Source organism: Massilia sp. PAMC28688, assembly GCF_019443445.1.
Taxonomy (GTDB): Bacteria; Pseudomonadota; Gammaproteobacteria; order Burkholderiales; family Burkholderiaceae_D; genus Telluria_A.
This window is the reverse complement of record NZ_CP080378.1, coordinates 3,225,389-3,243,915: the sequence shown is the minus strand read 5'-3', so window position 1 is coordinate 3,243,915 and position 18,527 is coordinate 3,225,389. Positions and strand designations below refer to the sequence as shown.

The following is an 18,527-nucleotide window of genomic DNA, read 5'->3' as shown; positions in this document are numbered from 1 at the left end:
GTTCCTCAACCTACGCGCGATGCCGGCATCAGGACGCCTTCATACTGCGCAACGATGGTATCGATACCAAACCGGCTGCGTGCGGCGCCAGCGGCGCCAGCGCGGGGCGGTGCGGCCAGCGCGCGCGCCATGGCCGCCGCTAACGCAGCGGCGTCGCCGACGACGACCAGTTCCCCCCAGCGCCCCTGTTCGAGAATTTCTGCCGGTCCACTGGGGCAGTCAGTACTGACGACACGGCTGCCGCAGGCCAGGGCTTCGGCAAGCACGTTGCCAAAACCTTCCCACTTAGACGACAGAACCGTCAGCGCCGCTTCGCGCATGTACGGATAAGGATTGTCGCTAAAACCGAGCAGCTCGACACTATCCTTCAGACCGAGTTGCCCGATCAGCGCGGCAAGTTTGGGGCGCTCTCCTCCTTCACCGAGCAGCAGCAGGCGTGCCGGCCGGCTTGACAGCAGCCTGGCAAAGGCGCCGATGAGCAGATCGAAATGCTTGGCATCAGTCAGGCGCCCAACGCCCAGCACCACTGGTAGCTGGCCAGGACCGAACCAGGGATGGTTCAGCGGAGCATTAAAGCGGTTATCCCAGTCGGCGCACACCACGGGGTTGTAAATGACCGATACCCGCTCCGGCGCGATGCCAGTGGTAGTGCAGGCGTCTTCGGCCACACCCCGCGACACGGCAACGACGGCATCGGCGCGCCGGTAAAAGGGTCGTACCCAGTGGCGTGACAGCCGGGTCTTGAGCGACGGATCGTGCGCCGCATTATGGGTGAAGTTCGAATGCAGGGAAATGACCACGCGCAGCGGCACCCTGGCCAACATCCTGGCCAGCAGCGCGATGACGTTGCAGTGGTCAAGCGCCGACAGCAAGGCCAGCGGCCGTTCCCGGCGTAAATAGCGCACCAGTGGGGGCAAACTATGCATCACGCGCGCCGCTCGCAGGTCGACCACGTTGACCCCGGCCTGCACCAGTTCCAGATAAGGCCCCTGAGCCCGCGCCAAGAGCAAATCAACCCGGTGCCCGCGCGCGCACAGGGCATTGGCAAGCGTTACCATCACCTTTTCCGCCCCGCCCACCTCGAGGCTTGGCAGATACAAAGCAAGCGGGCGCGGCTGGCTATCAGCGCGGTGCATGGCCGCCCGCGAGATGCGAGGCCGGGACGCTGCGGGCCGCGTCGCTTGCGCCGAAGTGGCGCATGCAATGTTGAAAACTGTGGTTATGGGCGCGCAGGTAGGCGCCCAGCGCCGCACTGGCCGCCTGCATATCCGGCAGGTCGTGAAGCTTGAGCCTGGTACGCACTCCTGCACTGAGCAGCACCCGGTTCCAGACGCGCCGCACAAAGGCTGGGCCCGGCCCGCTGGCCAGGCCAGCGCCAAAGCGCAAGGCGCCCCAGGCCAGATTTTCGCCTCGTGCGCGCAGTGCTGCCGGTAGCTCGCGCCGGAGGATGTCAGCCACAGCGCGGTTGTTGGCAAAGCAGAAGGCGGCCATCCTGGGCAGGTTGAAGCGCGCCACGAGATCGTCACGTCCCATCTCCGCGAGCGCGACGAGCGCCGATTCGGACCAGATGGTCTCCACCGAATACAGGCGCGGCACCATAGGGGACCATTGGTAATCTTCACGCGCACGCCAGTGCGGTGCATCTTCAATCCGTTTTGAGTGCCTTTTGATCGATCCTTCCACGACTGACGTGCTGGCGCCACAGGCGCCTGGAATGGTCAATGGGTAATCCGTTACCGCGACGCGTTGTGCCACGCACGCCACCGCCAGCGAGGAATAGATGTCAGGACTGAGGCCGCCCACGTAGTGCCCCGTGCGGCTGCGGATCTGCTCCAGGCAGGCACGCCGTACCAGACCGTGGTACATCTTCGGCAGTTGGAAATCAAGATAATACACGCCGCCGTTATCCATCAGCGCGGCCATTTGCTGCGGCACATCAACAAGGCTGATCGTGTCGACGAACGGTTCGATTGCCATCTCCGCCCCGCCCACACGGGTAAACAGGGTCGATGGGGCACCACTGCCCCCCCACAGATAATTCACACGGCAGCGCCCACCGATGGAATCGATATGATGCGCTTGGGCCCAGGCGGCGGCGTCGAGGATTTCCGGATTGATGCCATCGTCGTCGCCAATGAGGCACACGTATTCTCCGCTTGCCAGTTCCAAGGCCGCGTTAAAATTACCGATCGACGACAGGGGCGGCGGCGTGTAGCGATAGCGCAGACGTGCGTCCGAAGCCCGGCAAGCCACCCAATCGGCCAGTTCCCGGGTGTCGCTGTTATCTTGGATCACCAGCTCGAGGCGGGTATCAGGAATGGCCAAGATGCTTTCGATGGCCGATTGGCAGTAGATCACCCGGTTGCGGGTCGCAATCACCACGCTCAACAGAGGGGCGGCGGGGTCAAGATGGATCGAGGCGGTCACGCGCGTCTCCAGGAAAAAGGGAACTGTTGAATGATAAACTGGCGCGCGGCAGGCATGGCCGCCAGGGTACAGGCGCACGCGGCGCCGGCTGCGACGATGATGTAAGCGATCACGCTGAAGCGGTTGAGTCCTGCCGGATACACCAGCCTGGCCAGCAGCAGTGGTGGCAAGGCCGTTGCAGTTGGTAGCAGTACCACCCGGGCCAGCCAAGGTCCAAGGTAGCCTGGCACAAAACGGCGGTGCAGAAAATACATATACGGAGGGAAGACACACAAGTTGAGCAACAGCCACGCCAGCGCGGCGCCGTCCAGACCGCCGTGGCGCACCGTCAGGAGCAGCAAAGGAAGCAGCAGCACGGCCGAAATGACGCCAATGCGCAAGTTGAGTGCCACATTGCCATGGGCCAGCGCCACATAGTATGGGACGATGGTCAACGCTTGAAGGAGCTGGCCCAGTAACAGAAGGCCACCGGCTTGCCCGGCCGCCGCTCCAGCTGCTGGGTTGCCGGTCCAGGCACTCAAGAACTCTGCGGCAAACAAGGCAATGGCCAGTGTGCCGGGGACCACCAGGGCTGCCACGAGCGTGCTGGTGCGCATGTAGAGGGTGGCAAAAGCCACGCTGTCGCCAACGGCCACCAGCGCAGTCATTCGTGGAAACACCGCCACGGCGAGCGGGCTTGCCAGCATCATGGGCACGGCGGCTAAAGTGCCGGCGAGCGTGTAATATCCGAGATCTGCCAGTGGCAACATCTTGCTTACCACCAGCTTGTCGAGCTGGGTCAGACTGATCGAGATCACGGCCATTCCTGCCATGCCGGCCGAATAACGCCAGCTCGAAGTCAAGGCGCCCCAGGAAAAGCGCGCCCGCTCCGGTCCATCCAGCGCACCGCAGTGCCAGATGGCGCGTCGCGCCGCCAGCAGATACACCGCATTGGCGAGCAACTGGGCAAACGCGAAAACGACGATGGTGGGCGATAGTATTGACAGCGCCAGCACGCTGCCCACTCCTCGATAGATACCCCACAACACTTGCAGCAGATTGACGTTGACCTGCAATTGGAGGCCTGTCAGACCGCCGATATACAACGAGGTGGGCAGCTGGCAGGCCACCGCCAGCCCCATGACGCGAATGGCGAGAACGACCTCGGCGTGTGCCAGTGTACCTGTGTTGAGCCAGTCAGCAGCAATGGCTGGCGCCAGCAGCCAGATGAGCGCACCGATCCCGGTAGCCAGCACCAAATAGCACATTTCATAGGTTCGCACCAGAGTGCGCATTTGTTGGCCGGCGTCGGGCAGGACGGCCAGGCGCGCCATCTCCCGGTTCAAGGTCGCTGTAAAGCCCAGGTCGGCAAATGCCAGCACCCCCAGCAAGGTCGTGTAAAAGCCCACCAGGCCGAACGCGGAAACCCCCAGCAGGTCAACATATACGGGGAGGAAGAGATAGACCGATAGCACTCCCCATGCGCGGCCCAGCATATTGGCGATCGCATTTCGACGAATCACGGAATCCTTACGCTAAAAATAGGCATGCGCCACCGCTGCAACACTGCAGCTCGCATGACACATGCAAGTCGATCAGAGGCGCGGCGCAGTGTAAAAGCGCGCCTTATTGCCGCCTAAAAACTTCAATAGGCGGCGTTCAAGCATGCCAAGGCACTTGAGGTAGAGCTTGTTCTCAACACAGCATAGTGTCCCCCCGGGGCTGCGCGCCCCTGCCGCGGCCTGCGCGAACTGCTCGGCGGTGCGTACGAAGCGCACCCACTCGCCCTCGCCATGTACGGTCAGCTCGTCAGTGGCGCTTAGGAGCACATAACCTGAGTTAGCCGCAAACTCGGCAAGCCAGACGGTGAGCATGGCAAACTTGGCCTCCAACGTCAGCGGGGTGTAGAAAGCCATCTGTTCCTTCGGCTTGGCTGGCGCCCCTGCCATCACACTGCTGGCGGCAGTGTCCTTGGTCAAGTTTGAACCGATCAAGGCAACCGTGCGCCGCCGCACCACGACGCCTGGCGAGACGATGCAGCTGCCCACGAGCCATACATCGGACTCGATATGCACAGGACGCTCGGCCAGCAGGGTGCAGCCCTCGATCAACTCGCCGGCGCCCACATGCGACCAGATTTGCGAATACATGCCGACCCTGACGCCATCGTCGATTCGCAGCCCGCCGGTGCCGTCAAGGATGGTGTTTTGGCCGAACCAGCAATGCTGGGCGATATCGACGCCGCCGGTGCACAGCACCAGCGTATTTTCATGTAGCGCGCTCCAGTCGCCAATGCGAACGCTGCCCGCTGCCACGATGAGCTTGACGTTGTCGCCTAAGGTTACACAGTCGCCCAGGGCAAGCACGCTGTCAGGGCCGGAAAATATGACCCGGACATTGCGCCCGATGCTGCAATGTTGGCCAATTTCGACCCGACCGGGGCCGCTGATACTGACGTCATTCATGGATATCTCCCTCCGAAATGCCTTGTGCGACGAACGCATGCAGGCGCTCGATGATAAACTGAAGCTGCTGCGGGTCCAGCCACCAGCCACAGGGAATACCAAGCATGCGTGCACTGAAGGCACTTACGCCGGGCAAGTCGCGCGAGGCGGCACTGAAGCCAGAATAGCGATCATTACGGTAGTGCATCTTAGAGGCAGCGATCCCATTGGATTTAAGCCAGGCCAGTAGCGCATCACGCCGCTGCGCCAGCAAAGGCAACACCCACGGAGCAGGCTCGCAGCCCGGCTGTGCGTGCATTGGTTCGATGCCGGCCAAGCCGGCCAGGGCTTCGCGCAGCATCGCTACATGGCGCCTGGCCTGAGCCAGCCGCTGTGCATAAGTGGGCAACTGGGCCGCGCCAATGGCCGAGCACAGATTGTTCAAGCCGGCCGACCAGCCAATCTCGGCCACGTCTTCGGCCTCATTGATCTCTCCGCTTGCATCGCGAAACATCACCGGGTGGTAGCCAAAGCGCTTGAGCCGCAACGCACGCTGGAAGTCATCCTCTGTGCGGCAGACCAGCGCCCCGCCCTCGATACAGCTGAGCTGGCGGATAGGCGAGAACGACAGCACTGCATAATCACCCAGACTGCCGGCCGGACGTCCGTCGACGGTGGCGCCGAGGGCATTGTCGCAGTCCTCAATCACGGCAATCCCGCGCTTGCGGCAGGCCTGCACGAGAGGCTCATTCCAGGCAGGAAAGCCTGCGAAATGGTAGATGATGATGGCTTTCGAGCGCGGCGTGATGGCGGCGAGCGCCGAGTCGATCATAGGTACAGCACTGCGGGGATCGATATCAACCCAGACCGGACGTGCGCCCGCGTGCGCAATGGGCGAATTGGTGGCCATGCAGGCAAACGGTGAGCACAGCACCTCGTCACCTTCGCCCACCCCGGCCAGCCGCAACGCCAGCGTCATGGCCGAGGACATATTGTCAGTGGTAACCACCCGCTCATTACCCAGCATACGCCCCACGCCCTGGCGGAACTGTTCGACCGCGGGCCCGCTTGCCACCTGGCCCGAACGCAGCACGGACAACGCTGCAGCCTCGCAGGCGCCATCGTTAAACACTTTATACAGAGCAATCATGTGGAACCTGGCAAACAGTAGTTATCCAGCCCGCAGCGCATCGGCAATGCGCTCGCGCTCTAGGTCACCCACCCACCAGCCGCACGGGATATGCAGCATGCGGCGATAGAACGCATCGAGGCCAGGCAGTTCGCGCGCGGCGTCGGCAAAAATAGAATGCTGGTTATTGGGACGATGCAGCTTCGATGCGCTGATGCCGCGCTCGGCGAGACGGGCCAGCACGGCCGCGCTGTCGTCGCTGAGCAGAGTATAGAACCAGTAAGAGGGATCGGCGGCGGGATCGAAACGAGCGACTTCGATGCCCGCAATGGCCGGCAGGGTAGTATCGAACCAGCGACCGTTGGCCTTGTGGCGGCCGATCAAGTCATCGATGATGGTCAACTGCGCCAGACCGATGGCAGCCGTGACGTTGTTCATGTGATATTTGTAACCCACCTCCGTGATATCGACCTTGGAACGGTCGACCCCGCGCTCCATGCCGAACCAGCGGAACGTCTTGGTGCGCGTCACCAGATCCGAGTCGCGCATCGTAAGCATCCCCCCGTCGACGGTGGTCATGTGCTTGATTGCCTGCAGCGAGTACATGCCAAATTCGGCCAGTGTACCGATAGCCTGACCATTATATCTTGCCCCCAGTGCATGTGCGCAGTCCTCAATGACGGGAATTCCATGCCGGGCGGCGATGGCCTGTATTTCGGCCAGCCGCACCGGCAGCCCGCCATAATGCACCACCAGGATGGCACGCGTGCGCGGCGTGATGCGGGCGGCGATCGATTCAGGATCCATATTGCCCGAGCACGGGTCGACGTCGGCCCACACAACGCGCCCACCAGCATGCAAGATGGCGAGATTAGTTGGCTCGGCCGTCATCGGGGTTGAAATAACTTCGTCCCCGTGCCGGACACCGGCAAGTACCAGCGCACAGTGCAATGCGGCGGTACCGCTATGAAACGAAAATGCACGGGGCAGCTTGAAATTGTCGGCAAAACGGCTTTCGAATTCGGCCACAGTGGCGCCCTCGCCAATCTGGCCGCTGTAGAGCACCTCGCGCAGGAGCGGCCACAGTACCTCCTCGGGCGCCATGGCGACCCTCACCAAGGGAATCGCCGGCTCAGTCATAGAGCGCCAGTTTGGGACCGGGACCATATCCACTTTCGGCAATCCAGCCATCATCGCGCAGCATGGCCAGGGATTGCTCGCGAGTGAGGAAGTCCACCGATGCTGATGAATATTCCGTCAGATTCGGTACGACGCTGCCGTTGACCTCGAACGACTCGCGCCAGGACGGAATGAGAAAGTGGCCTGGGTACTCGACGGCGCGCCACATTTCCTCTTCCGACACTAGAACCTCGTGCAGCTTTTCGCCAGGCCGGGTACCGATGATGGTGCTTGGATACTCTTCTTTGCCCGTCAGTCCGTACGCCAGGTGCGCGCCCAGATCTACGATATTTATCGAAGGCATCTTCTTGACCCACATATCGCCCGATGTTCCCCGCACCGTTGCCCAAAAAACCAGCTTGACCGCTTCAGACAGCGACAGCTGGAAGCGTGTCATACCCGGATGTGTGATCGGGATCGGCAAACCGGCCATGATGCGTTCGACGAAGAGGGGCACAATACTGCCACGGCTACCGAGCACGTTGCCATAACGCACGCAGATGAACTTCGTGCCACAGTCGAGCGGCTGCTGCATGATACGCTCTTGAATCGCCTTTGACATGCCCATCACATTGACTGGCTTGACGGCCTTGTCGGTGCTCACCGAAACAACCGTATGGACATCGGCATCGATAGCTGCACGGCGCACATTTTCGGCGCCCACGATATTTGTCAGCACCGCCTCATAAGGCGCGTTCTCGCAGGCCGGCACCTGCTTCAGGGCGGCGGCGTGAAACACGATTTGCTGACCGCGCATCGCTTCGCGTACACGCGCGTAGTCACGCACGTCGCCGATCATGAAGCCAATTTGCCTGATGTGCGCGTATAGCAAGCGCAGATCATGCTGTTTCTTTTCGTCACGGCTGAAGACGGTAATCGACGCGGGATCATACTTGATCAGTTCGCGCAATATCTCATGACCAAAACTTCCGGTTCCACCGGTAACCAATATCCGCTTTCCGGAAATAACTGATCTGATTTCTTTTTCGTCTAACATTCATTTTCCCTATAGATCGACACAACCGATCCGCCAACGCGGCGTAGCGGACCTATGCCTTTAATTTAACGAAACTTCAGTGCCGATTTCAGGGCCATCCATTTCAACCGCAACGGTGAATCTCTCAGGTTGTCGAGTCCTTCCAACAAAATGGCGATCAGCATTGCCAGGAGCAAGCCAAGCATGAAGAAGCTGATGACAATGATGGAGCGCCGCGGCTTGTACTTTCGCTCGGGCTCTACGGCCGGATCGAGTATCTGCACGATCGCCCCTTCCTTGGCCTCGTCCAGACGTGCCAGTTCGTATTGCTTGCCCAGCAGTTCATACAACATTTGGTAATACTTGACGTCGCGCAATATCTTAATGTTTTCCAAGCCGGTCTGGGGCATATTTCCCGCCGTCCCCTTGTCGCTGCTGCCATTTTCCTGGCGTCCCAACTCACCCTTCATGCTCGCAAGTTCCTGCTGCACCCGTTGGTAGTTGGGGTTTTGCGGCGTAACAAATGCCGCCATGGCCGCCAATTCAATTTCCTTGGCAGCGATCTGGGCGCGCAGCCTTCCGACCGTTTCGACCATCGCCCTGCTCTGCCCATCGACGCTGATGACCCCGCGTGTATCAAGTGCGCGCTTCAGCTCGACCTCGGCGCCGGCCAGATTGTCCTTGGCCGCCTCGAACTGGCGCTCGAAAAACAAGCGCCGCTGCGATGCTTCGCTGACCGCGAGCGACTTGGTCAAGTTCAGCAGCTCGGCCGCATAGGCATTGGCGAGCGCCACCGCTAGCTTGGGGTCGCGGTCTTCCACGTCAATCCGGATTACGCCATCCTTGCCGGCTGCGATAACAGTGTTGCCGTCGAGAGCTTCCCGTGCCTGCTCGTGCATTTTGGCACCATAGACCGTCTTAAGCTGAAAACGGTTGACCAGCTTGTCTGTAACGGTACGGCTACGCAACATAGCAACATACAGGTCGCCCGGATTTTTGATGCCGGCAGCACTCCCGGCAGCCGCAGCCACGCCGCCAAGTTGCGCCAACAGTGCGGCTGCACCACCTTGTGATTGCTGCGGCGGCAAGAGCTTGGTATCGGCGCGATAAGTGTTGGGCAGGGCGAGCGAAATCAGGGCGGCAGCGCAAGCACTGGCCAGCGGGAGCCCGAGCACCAGCTTCTTGCGGCGCGCAAGAGCGATGAGCATGTCGATTAAGCCCATGCCGAGTACCGCGCGAGTCGGTTCATTCGAAATCGTCAACGAAGTTTCGCTCATGATTGTATTAAGTTAGTGTGGCGCAGAAGGGGGGCGGCCGCGGAGGGACGCCCCGCCACCCTGTTATTTGAGTACCTGAATCGCGGCGGCGCCAAGGCCGAGATTGGCGAAAATTTGGGCCCATTCCTTGGTGCCCTGAACAAACTTGGTCCACCCGGTTTCCTTGTCGAACTTCTCTGGCACGACGATGCTATCGCCCGGCATCACCAACACACCGCCAAAGCCGCCAAACAGCCAACGTCCGGAATCGCGCGAGACCACGCTGCCGTCCACTCGCAGGATGAATACATTGTCGACATCGGCCTCCGGGGTCAGGCCCACCATTTTGAGATAATCGCTGACGCGGCCATTGGGGCGCCACAGGGGCGAGGCCTCAGCATTTACCGAACCGAACACATGCACGAACTCGACTTTGGCTGGGATGACGAGGCGGTCGCCATCCTCCAGCTTCAGCGCTGGCAGACGGTGGAAAGCCGTAGCTTTCGGATCCAAGCCGAAGGCAATACGTCCGGTCGGCTTGAGCGCACGCAAGCGGGCGATGGCTTCGCGGCCGGAGGCCAGGTCTGCCTGGCGGCGCGCCTCGATGGATGCAGGGTCAACCGTGCCTCGCACGTTGGCAACGAGACGCGACTGCTCATTGCGCAACTGGGTCTCAAGCCGATTCGCGGCTTTCTCCAAGTTCATTTCCTGCTCCTTGCGAACCTGTTCTCGATAAAAGGCTGTGCCGAACAGATAGGCATTGGAAGTCGGTCCACCAGCGCGCGCCAGCAGCGACTGCAAGTTTTCGCCTGCCGTCATCTGGTATACCCCTGGCGCGTTGACTTCACCTTCAACTCGCACGAACACCCGCCGCTTGTCGAGGGGAACGGCCATGTCATTCTGGGAAAACACGGTCACGGTATCGCCAGGTTGTAGCAATACATTATCAGCGCTGCCCGGCGCAGTGAACACCCGCCCCAGGTTAAACGGAATCAGCGAGATGGTCAAAGTGTCGCGATTTAGCCGCTCAATCACGGCATATTCCCAATTCACCTCGTCGACCATGCTGCCGATGCGCGCGGCGACCTTCTCCTGATCCTGCTGCAGATCGTCCTCCGGGGTACCGGGTTCGCCTGAGCTAAATTTTTTCTCATCTTCACTGACTGCGCGGTTCTGACGGTTAAGTGATTTACGCGTCATGAGGTAAGCGCGCGACGGAATCAAGTCGCTTACCCGCATGCCAGGGCGGTAAGGGGCACGCACCGGCTGGTCCACATTGCCACGCAAGATCACGCCATTGGAAAACTCCGGCGTAATCGACGTTATGTGGAGCAGGTCGCCATTCTTAAGGGTGCGACCCAAGCCATCGCTGTCAAGCGCGAATTGTTCGACGCTGCGCGGCTGGTTACGTGAAGGGTCAATGCGTTCAAGGAAAGCTCTGCGCGGATCCGCCACTACCGGCATGCCGCCAGCCACTTCGAGCAAGGACGCGACCGTGTCGCCCTTGCCGCGTAACTCATAGATGGCAGGGGAATTGATCTTGCCCACCAAGGCCACATGGCCGCTGGCGCTCGGAATAAAGATGGTGTCGCCGTCGCGCAGCTTGATGTCGCCTGATTTATCGCCACGAGCAATGAAATTGTACAAGTCCAGTTCAGCCGCCACCACGCCGCCGCGTTTGACCTGAATTTGGCGCAGGCTGCCGTTGGCATTCGGTCCGCCACTGGCAAAGACAGCCGTGACAAGCGTCGACAAACTCGAGACAGTATAGGTGCCCGGACGGTTGGCCTGCCCTACGACATAGACGGTAATCGCACGCAGCTTGCCGAACGTGACGTTAATCGTTACGCCTTTGTACAGGCGGGCCACGGCGGCCCGTACAACTGCCTCGGCATCGCCTGCGCGAACGCCAGCAAGCACGACCGAACCCACCGTCGGAATGGAAATCAGGCCATTGCGGTCAATCTTGGCGCGCAGGTCAATATCGATGCTGCCCCATCCGCGGATCAGCAACTCGTCGCCGATCCCTAAAATGTAGTCAGTTGGCACAGGAGCGCCGATGGCCGGCGCAACGGTCGAGGCGGGCTTGTTAAAAAAGTCAGCGCCAAACACGGGCAATTTCAGGCCCGAGCTGTCAAACACAAATTTCTGAAAAGCAGTAGCCGGCTTCTTGGCGCGCTGGCGCTTCAGGCGCTGCTGTTGCAATTCCTGCTGGCGTTCGGCCTGTTGCATTTGCTGCGGAGTCAATGGAACAGATCCCGACTCATCACGGCGGCGAATGACTGGCTCCTCCTCACCGAAATCCGTTTCCACCGGCTCAACATAACTATCGACGCGGCGTTCACGCTGAAGACCGGTTTCCCGGCTCACATCACCTTCCTGGAACCGCTCTTCGCCGCTGTTGGTAATAATGACGCGCTTGGACGGAGCAGACGCATTGGGGATGTCGCCCTGCGATGGGCTCTGCCCGAAGTAGTCCGATTTATCCTGACTTGCTGCGGATGCGCAAGCCGCGGCCAGCAGGCCAGTAATGATCAGGCGGGAAAATTTTAGCATCGGATGTTAGAGGTGGAAGAACGTGGGCCTACAAATACCGCCCGCATTTTACATTAAAACAATTCAAGTCGAGGGTTTCTTGTGAACCGTGACGCGCGTCGTGATTGGAGGAATTCTTGCGAACGGACAGCCCTATATTTCCGCCTTGCATCATAATACCCATTTCGGGCCGACCGCTGCCGCCCTGTTACAACACCTTACTTATCCGCCATGTCCAAAAATCTGCCTCAGCTGCCACTTGAAACAACCGTACGCTCTGAACTACACGGTGACGGCGACCTCAGCGACATGCTCAGCGAACTACGGATCTTGCTGCCAGGCGCACAGATGCTGACTGCTTTCCTGATCCTGCTACCTTTCAATGGCGGCGCGCGCGGCGTGATCGAAGCCCAACGCTACGTTTTTCTCGCGACGTTTTTCTGCGCGCTGACCAGCTTGGTCCTGTTGAGCGCCCCTGCTATCCAGCACCGCCTGATGCGCCCACTGATCAGCAAGGCCCGCTTCAAACGCATGGCCAGCCGCCAGATTGTGGCCGGGTCAGGTGCCCTTGGCGTGGCATTCATTCTGGGCACCAATATGGTTATCTCAGAAGTGTTCGGCCCCCTGCTGGGTATCGTATCGGGGGCTATCATGGCCAGCCTCATCTTGTCGGTCTGGTGGATGCTGCCCCTCTACCTCAAGCGTCGCCACGGATTCTGACTCAAGCACTGGGCGCCTCCTTGCGTGCGCCAGCCTGGACCACGCGCTGCGCGATAGCGCCAAACAGCGACTTGCCGGCTGCATCGAGCATTTCGATGCGGATAGTGTCGCCAAACAGCATGAACGGCGTGCTGGCCACCCCATCGGCCATCATTTCCAGGCAGCGTTTCTCGGCAATGCACGAGTAGCCCCGCTTTTCTTCTTTATTCGACACCGTGCCCGACCCGACAATGGTACCGGCACGGGCATTGCGCGTCTTGCACAAGTGAGCGATGAGCTGCGGAAAATTGAAAACCATGTCCTCACCGGCGTGCGGCTGCCCCACCAGCTTGCCATTCAAGGTCGAACGCAGTGCCAGGTGCACCTTGCCGCCCTGCCACGCGTCACCCAGTTCATCCGGGGTGATGGCAACCGGCGAGAAGCTGGTGGCCGGCTTGGACTGCAGAAAACCGAAGCCCTTGGCCAATTCCGGCGGAATCAGGTTACGCAGCGAAACATCGTTGACCAGCATCAGCAAGCGGATCTGCTGGTGAGCCTGGTCCGGAGTCGCTCCCATGGGCACGTCGCCCGTGATGACGGCCACCTCACTCTCGAAATCGATGCCCCATTCCTCGTACGCGAGCACAATATCGTCGGTAGGACCGAGGAAATCGTCACTGCCGCCCTGATACATCAATGGATCTTCCCAAAATGACGGTGGCAATTCGGCGTTGCGCGCCTTGCGTACCAGCTCCACATGGTTGACATAGGCCGAGCCATCGACCCACTGGAAAGCGCGCGGCAGCGGCGCCATGCAGCGCGCCGGTTCAAATTCGAAGCTGCGCTGCGCCCGTCCGCTATTTAATAGCTGGTACGTTTCATTGAGCTGAGGCGCGATGAAGCCCCAGTCATCCAGCGCCGCCTGCAGCGTGGGCGCGATGCCGTCAGCCACGCAAGCTGTCTTGAGGTCGCGCGAAACCACTGCCAGCTGGCCGTCACGGGTGCCGTCCTTGAGCGTGGCCAGCTTCATGGCTGCGCCTCGGCCGGTACCAGCAAGGCCAGCTGCTCTTTCTCCAGGTAACACCACTCTCCTTCGGCCAGACCCAGCGAGTCGAGCGTCAGGCCGCCGATGGCGGCGCGGTGCAAGGCCGCGCAATGGTTGCCGGCGGCGGCCAGCATGCGCTTGACCTGATGATACTTGCCTTGCTCCAGCACGATTTCGAGCTGGCGCTCGCCCAGTTGCACGCAGCGCTGGGCCGCGAGTGGTGCCGGCTCGTCATGCAATTGCACGCCCGACAATAGCTGCGCCACCAGTTCCGGCGTCACAGGATCGGCCGTCGTAGCCTGATAAATTTTGGGGATGTGGCGCTTGGGCGAGGATTGGGCGTGAATAAAAGGCCCGTCGTCGGACATGAGCAGCATGCCGGTCGTGTCGTGATCCAGTCGTCCCACCGGCTGCACGTCGCGCCAGGTAAATTGCTCTGGCAACAAGGTCAGTACGCCAGGATGGTGGCTCGGCTTGCGCGAGCATTCGAAATTGGCGGGCTTGTGCAGGGCAATATAGACATGCTCGCGCACCACCCATTGCTCGCCAAAGACATCCAGCACCAGGCCGTCGGTCTCCAGGCTGGTCTTGTAGCTGGTTTGGACTTCGCCAGCAATGCTCACTTCACCATCTTCAATCAATGCACGACAGTACTTGCGCGTGCCAAAGCCCTGCGATTGCAGGATGCGGTCCAGGGATAATTTACTCATGGGCGAGACTGTACCAGATGCGCCACACCGGGCGCCAGATAGCTGGTACTGCAACTAGCTAGCAGCCAGATAGGAATTTCCCTACAGCCTACGGAAATTATGAAGGGGTTTTGGCCCGGTTTGAGAAAAATCAAGGGTGGCGAGAGAGTGATTGTTACACTGAGCCATCGTTAGGAATCGGCTGAATGGCAACAAGGATTCCTTACCAAAGAAATCAAGACAAATAGACAGTAAAACGAGAGGATGCGCACAATGAGTTCGAACGACCTGATCTGCACCGCTGAGTTTTCCGAATCTGATGCCTTGTCGGCGCTGGAAACAGCTCGCGCTGCCATTGCCCGCTGGACCGGCGGTGTGCGCCCCTCGGCCGAGCTACCCCAGGATATCTCGCGTATTTCCCCTCAGGCACGCTGGGTCGACCAAGCCCAGCGCAATCTGGCACAGTGGATTGCCCACGGCGGCTTTGCCCAGGCGGAAGGCGCCGGCGAACCCTTGCCAGCTATGATGCGTCCCGTCATGTACAGCCCGTCCGCGCATTGCCCAGCTCAGCGTGCCGCCAAGGCCTTCGCCAACTAGCTAGTCTCGCGCCCATGCTGAGCAGCATGGGCCCCTTACCGCCAGGAAGCCCGGCCTGCTTAGCAAACCATCCCGTCCCGCATTCCTGAGAGTTAATGTTCCCGCACATTGCCCGTTAATATGAAAAACGACGGCATCAGCCGTCGTTTTTCCACTCCCTGAGCGGGAATGTGCGAGGAATTGAAATTCACTCTAATACCGCGTGTTCAACGCAGTTAGCCGTTCATGCAAATTGTTGTGCTTAGATAACGCTTGTTATTGATGTCGCCCCCCTTGCAAAGAACTACAGGTCCACTATAGAACACCGGGGCGAACATGCAAGGGGAAAATTAACCACTGTCGACTACCGCACAGCGGGCCTGGTACCGGCATATAAGGTGCGCATTGCCCCCTGTCCCACCGCCGCCCCGAATTTTTTCAGCACCCGCTCGGGCAACCCTTCCTGGGCCGTATAGTCGACAATATCTTCGACCCTGACGACATCGCGCGCGACGCTCTCGATCGTGCCAAAGCCATCGGCCAGGCCCATGTCCACTGCCCTGGCGCCGCTCCAGAACAGTCCCGAGAAAGTTTCCGGTGTTTCCTTCAGGCGTGTGCCGCGCCCGCTGCGCACGACGGCGATGAATTGCTGGTGAATTTCATTGAGCATGGCCTGGGCATGCGCCTTGTGCGTGTCTGACTGGGGGCTGAAGGGATCGAGGAAACCTTTATTTTCGCCGGCCGTGAGCAGGCGCCGCTCCACGCCGAGCTTGTCCATGGCTCCGGTAAAGCCAAAACCGTCCATGAGCACGCCCACGGAACCGACAATACTGGCCTTGTTAACGTAGATTCGGTCGGCCGCGGCCGCAATATAATGGCCGCCCGAGGCACAGATCTCGTCCACCACCACGTAGACGGGCTTGGCGGGATAGGCCTTGCGCAGCCGGAGGATTTCATCGACGATGGCGCCGGCCTGGACCGGGCTGCCGCCCGGGCTGTTGATCTTCAGCACAACGGCCCGTGATTCACGGTCGCTGAATGCCTTGTTGAGAGAAGGAATGACGACATCGGCAGCGCCATTGCCCTCTTCCTCGATGCTCCCTTCAATTTCAATCAGGGCCGTGTGGGTGCCGATGAGTTCGCCGTCACTGCCGGTGAAATTAAAATCGGACAGTGACCATAAGGCGAAAAACGCGAGCAACAGGAAGCTGAGCTTGAAAAAGATGCTCCAGCGCCGGGCAGCGCGCCGTTCGTGCACCGTGGCAAAAACCAGCTTTTCCAGCGTGTCGCGTTCCCATGCCACCGCGCTCGGCAGTGGGGCCTGGATCTTGACGTCGGAGTAATCAGTGCCCGGAAGCTCGCTCATGGTGTCACGCACATTGAAGTTACGCCGCTGGCGGCGCGATGAACTCGTCGGGGATCCAGTAGATTCCCCCTTCATGCTCGGTTACGGCAATACTGCGCAGGCGTGCCCCCTTGCAGGGGCCACCGGCGCAATAGCCACTTTCCGGAACATAGATGGCGCCATGGGTGGCACACATGATGTACAGGCCGCTCGACTCGAAGAACTCCCCTTCTGCCCAGTCCAGTTCGATGGGCACGTGGGCACAGCGGTTCAGGTAAGCATAGGGCTTGCCGTCATAGCGCACCACAAAACCGGTGGCCTTGTCACCAAAAGCGAGGACGGGAAAGCGCACACCCTTGCCGCCTTCCACCACGGCTGCCGCATCGCAGATGCGCAGCGCCTGCGGATCGAGCGTCATGCGTTCACGCTCAGCCAGCCGTGCAGCTGGTGGACCGAGGCTGCCGAATAGAGTGGCATGCAGGCGTCGAGTTGTGCCACCGGATGAGCCCCATACTGAACCGCAATGCCTGCCGCGCCGGCGTTACTGGCCATAAGCAGGTCGTGCGAGGTGTCGCCGATCATCACGGTGCGTTTCATGTCCTGACCCAACTCCCGGGTCAGTTCCTGCAGCATGGCTGGATGGGGCTTGGAGAAGGTTTCGTCCGCGCACCGTGTCGCGTCAAACAGCGACAGCAGGCCGACGGCATTGAGCGCCCTGTTCAAGCCCACACGGCTCTTGCCGGTTGCCACGGCGAGAAAATACCCTTCTTGCACCAGTTCAGCCAGCATTTCCCGCACACCGTCAAATAACACCAGTTCGTGGTCTTTTGACAGAAAATGATAGCGATACCGCTCCACCATGCGTGGGTAGATGGCCGGGTCCACGTTTGGCATGACGGCCTGCATCGCTTCAAACAGCCCCAGCCCGATGACGTGGGAAGCGGCCTCGTCACGCGGAATCGGCAAGCCCAGGTCGCGGCAGGCGCCCTGGATGCACTTGACGATGGTGGAGGTGCTGTCCATCAGCGTGCCGTCCCAGTCAAAGACGATTAAATCAAATTGCTTGCGTGGCATATCAGGACTTCTCGGCGGCGGCGCCAGGGCGCGCACCGGTGGTTAGTGGTTTTCCCAAGCTTAACAAGAAACGCTGGCAATCGTCGCCCAGCGGCGCCTTGAGCGTCATTTGCTTGCCGGACTCGGGATGGGTAAAGGTGATCTGGTGCGCATGCAGGAACATGCGCTTGAGGGCGCCGCGCTTGTCGGTGGCCTTGAGTAGAGCGCGATTGAGCGCAAAATCGCCGTATTTATCATCACCTGCAATGGGAAAGCCTGAGGAAGCCAGATGAACGCGAATCTGGTGTGTGCGACCGGTCTTCAGTTCCGCTTCCAGCAAGGCAAACTCGTTGAATTTGCGCAACAGGCTAAAGACGGTATGGGACTCCATGCCCCCGGCCTGCACGCACACGCGCCGCTCGCCGTCCGGCGTGGTGAACTTGTGCAAGGGCAGCTTGACGTGCTGACGGGCATTCTTCCAGTCGCCCGCCACCAGCGTCAGATAGCGCTTGTCGGTCAGGCCGTCGCGCATTTGCTCGTGCAGGTTGGTCAGCGCCGATCGTTTCTTGGCCAGCATCAGCAGGCCCGAGGTTTCCCGGTCCAGGCGATGCACCAGCTCCAGGAACTTGGCATCGGGCCGGGACGCGCGCAATTGCTCGATCACCCCAAACGATACGCCCGAGCCCCCATGCACGGCCACGCCGCAGGGTTTGTCGATGACCAGCAGTTGGCTGTCTTCGTGCAGGATGGTAAATTCGGCCGCCGGTACTGCCGCGTTGTTTTTTTCCGCCACCCGCACCGGGGGAATGCGCACGATGTCACCGCTTTCGAGGCGGTACAGCTGGTCGATGCGGCCTTTATTGACGCGCACTTCTCCAGAGCGCAGGATGCGGTAAATATGACTTTTCGGGACGCCTTTGCAGACCCGGAGCAGGAAATTATCAATCCGCTGGCCGGCATCTTCTTCGGCGATGGTTACAAAGTAAGCTTGGGGTGTCGCCTGTGATGAAGGGGGAACAACATGGTTTTGCATCTTCATTTCTTCTGTCTTCCCAGAAATTCTCTCTAAGTCCTTCATTTTGAATATATAATCGACAGGCGGCGGTCAAACCTCTGCTGGTGTAAGAATTAAAACGATATTTTACACAGGGGCGTATCCATCGGCCTCGCCAAATTGCAAATTCGATGGAAAATA

At 60.1% G+C, this 18,527-nt stretch carries 17 protein-coding genes; 2 read left to right on the top strand and 15 right to left on the bottom strand.

Going from position 1 to position 18,527, the window contains the following annotated elements:
• Positions 1-5: 5 nt before the first annotated feature.
• From KY495_RS14480 to KY495_RS14440, 9 genes are all read right to left on the bottom strand, one after another.
• Entirely contained in the window at positions 6-1,136 is a 1,131-nt protein-coding gene (locus tag KY495_RS14480) for a glycosyltransferase (protein ID WP_267876157.1), read from the bottom strand.
• Positions 1,123-2,427 (bottom strand): glycosyltransferase family 2 protein, encoded by a 1,305-nt coding sequence (locus tag KY495_RS14475; RefSeq protein ID WP_219880106.1) that lies wholly within the window; start codon positions 2,425-2,427, stop codon positions 1,123-1,125. Before KY495_RS14475 ends, KY495_RS14480 begins: the two co-directional genes overlap by 14 nt.
• Positions 2,424-3,929 (bottom strand): oligosaccharide flippase family protein, encoded by a 1,506-nt coding sequence (locus tag KY495_RS14470; protein ID WP_219880105.1) that lies wholly within the window; start codon positions 3,927-3,929, stop codon positions 2,424-2,426. Before KY495_RS14470 ends, KY495_RS14475 begins: the two co-directional genes overlap by 4 nt.
• A gap of 72 nt (positions 3,930-4,001) precedes the next feature.
• On the bottom strand, positions 4,002-4,910 hold the full coding sequence (locus tag KY495_RS14465; RefSeq protein WP_219880104.1) for a hypothetical protein: 909 nt from the start codon (positions 4,908-4,910) through the stop codon (positions 4,002-4,004).
• Positions 4,864-6,000: a DegT/DnrJ/EryC1/StrS aminotransferase family protein gene (locus KY495_RS14460; RefSeq protein ID WP_219880103.1), complete on the bottom strand. Its 1,137-nt coding sequence runs from the start codon at positions 5,998-6,000 to the stop codon at positions 4,864-4,866. Before KY495_RS14460 ends, KY495_RS14465 begins: the two co-directional genes overlap by 47 nt.
• A gap of 21 nt (positions 6,001-6,021) precedes the next feature.
• Positions 6,022-7,119 (bottom strand): DegT/DnrJ/EryC1/StrS aminotransferase family protein, encoded by a 1,098-nt coding sequence (locus KY495_RS14455; protein WP_219880102.1) that lies wholly within the window; start codon positions 7,117-7,119, stop codon positions 6,022-6,024.
• A complete protein-coding gene (locus tag KY495_RS14450) occupies positions 7,112-8,155 on the bottom strand; it encodes a polysaccharide biosynthesis protein (RefSeq protein ID WP_219880101.1) in 1,044 nt (347 codons plus the stop codon). The genes KY495_RS14455 and KY495_RS14450 overlap by 8 nt, the downstream gene beginning before the upstream one ends.
• A 65-nt stretch (positions 8,156-8,220) precedes the next feature.
• A complete protein-coding gene (locus KY495_RS14445) occupies positions 8,221-9,411 on the bottom strand; it encodes a GNVR domain-containing protein (protein WP_219880100.1) in 1,191 nt (396 codons plus the stop codon).
• A 63-nt stretch (positions 9,412-9,474) separates the two neighbouring features.
• On the bottom strand, positions 9,475-11,946 hold the full coding sequence (locus KY495_RS14440; protein ID WP_229518306.1) for an SLBB domain-containing protein: 2,472 nt from the start codon (positions 11,944-11,946) through the stop codon (positions 9,475-9,477).
• 210 nt (positions 11,947-12,156) lie between these two features.
• Here KY495_RS14440 and KY495_RS14435 point away from each other — a divergent pair, with 210 nt between their 5' ends.
• The gene (locus tag KY495_RS14435) at positions 12,157-12,645 is read left to right on the top strand and encodes a DUF6328 family protein (protein ID WP_219880099.1); all 489 of its coding nucleotides are present in this window, start codon (positions 12,157-12,159) and stop codon (positions 12,643-12,645) included.
• A gap of 1 nt (position 12,646) precedes the next feature.
• Here the strand turns inward: KY495_RS14435 and KY495_RS14430 are convergent, their stop codons facing one another.
• On the bottom strand, positions 12,647-13,654 hold the full coding sequence (locus tag KY495_RS14430) for a fumarylacetoacetate hydrolase family protein (RefSeq protein WP_219880098.1): 1,008 nt from the start codon (positions 13,652-13,654) through the stop codon (positions 12,647-12,649).
• Positions 13,651-14,379 (bottom strand): pseudouridine synthase, encoded by a 729-nt coding sequence (locus tag KY495_RS14425; protein ID WP_219880097.1) that lies wholly within the window; start codon positions 14,377-14,379, stop codon positions 13,651-13,653. Before KY495_RS14425 ends, KY495_RS14430 begins: the two co-directional genes overlap by 4 nt.
• A gap of 252 nt (positions 14,380-14,631) precedes the next feature.
• Between KY495_RS14425 and KY495_RS14420 the strand changes: the two genes are divergently transcribed.
• Positions 14,632-14,955: a hypothetical protein gene (locus KY495_RS14420; RefSeq protein ID WP_219880096.1), complete on the top strand. Its 324-nt coding sequence runs from the start codon at positions 14,632-14,634 to the stop codon at positions 14,953-14,955.
• Between the two features lie 343 nt (positions 14,956-15,298).
• Here KY495_RS14420 and KY495_RS14415 read toward each other — a convergent pair whose 3' ends face one another.
• Genes KY495_RS14415 through KY495_RS14400 form a run of 4 tightly spaced genes read right to left on the bottom strand, consistent with a single transcriptional unit; the run spans position 15,299 to position 18,371 of the window.
• On the bottom strand, positions 15,299-16,300 hold the full coding sequence (locus KY495_RS14415) for a S49 family peptidase (RefSeq protein ID WP_219880095.1): 1,002 nt from the start codon (positions 16,298-16,300) through the stop codon (positions 15,299-15,301).
• A gap of 19 nt (positions 16,301-16,319) precedes the next feature.
• Complete coding sequence (locus tag KY495_RS14410; protein ID WP_219880094.1) at positions 16,320-16,697, bottom strand: Rieske 2Fe-2S domain-containing protein; 378 nt, start codon at positions 16,695-16,697, stop codon at positions 16,320-16,322.
• Complete coding sequence (locus tag KY495_RS14405) at positions 16,694-17,353, bottom strand: HAD-IIIA family hydrolase (protein ID WP_219880093.1); 660 nt, start codon at positions 17,351-17,353, stop codon at positions 16,694-16,696. The genes KY495_RS14410 and KY495_RS14405 overlap by 4 nt, the downstream gene beginning before the upstream one ends.
• A 1-nt stretch (position 17,354) precedes the next feature.
• Entirely contained in the window at positions 17,355-18,371 is a 1,017-nt protein-coding gene (locus KY495_RS14400; protein WP_219880092.1) for an RluA family pseudouridine synthase, read from the bottom strand.
• Between the last annotated feature and the right edge of the window lie 156 nt (positions 18,372-18,527).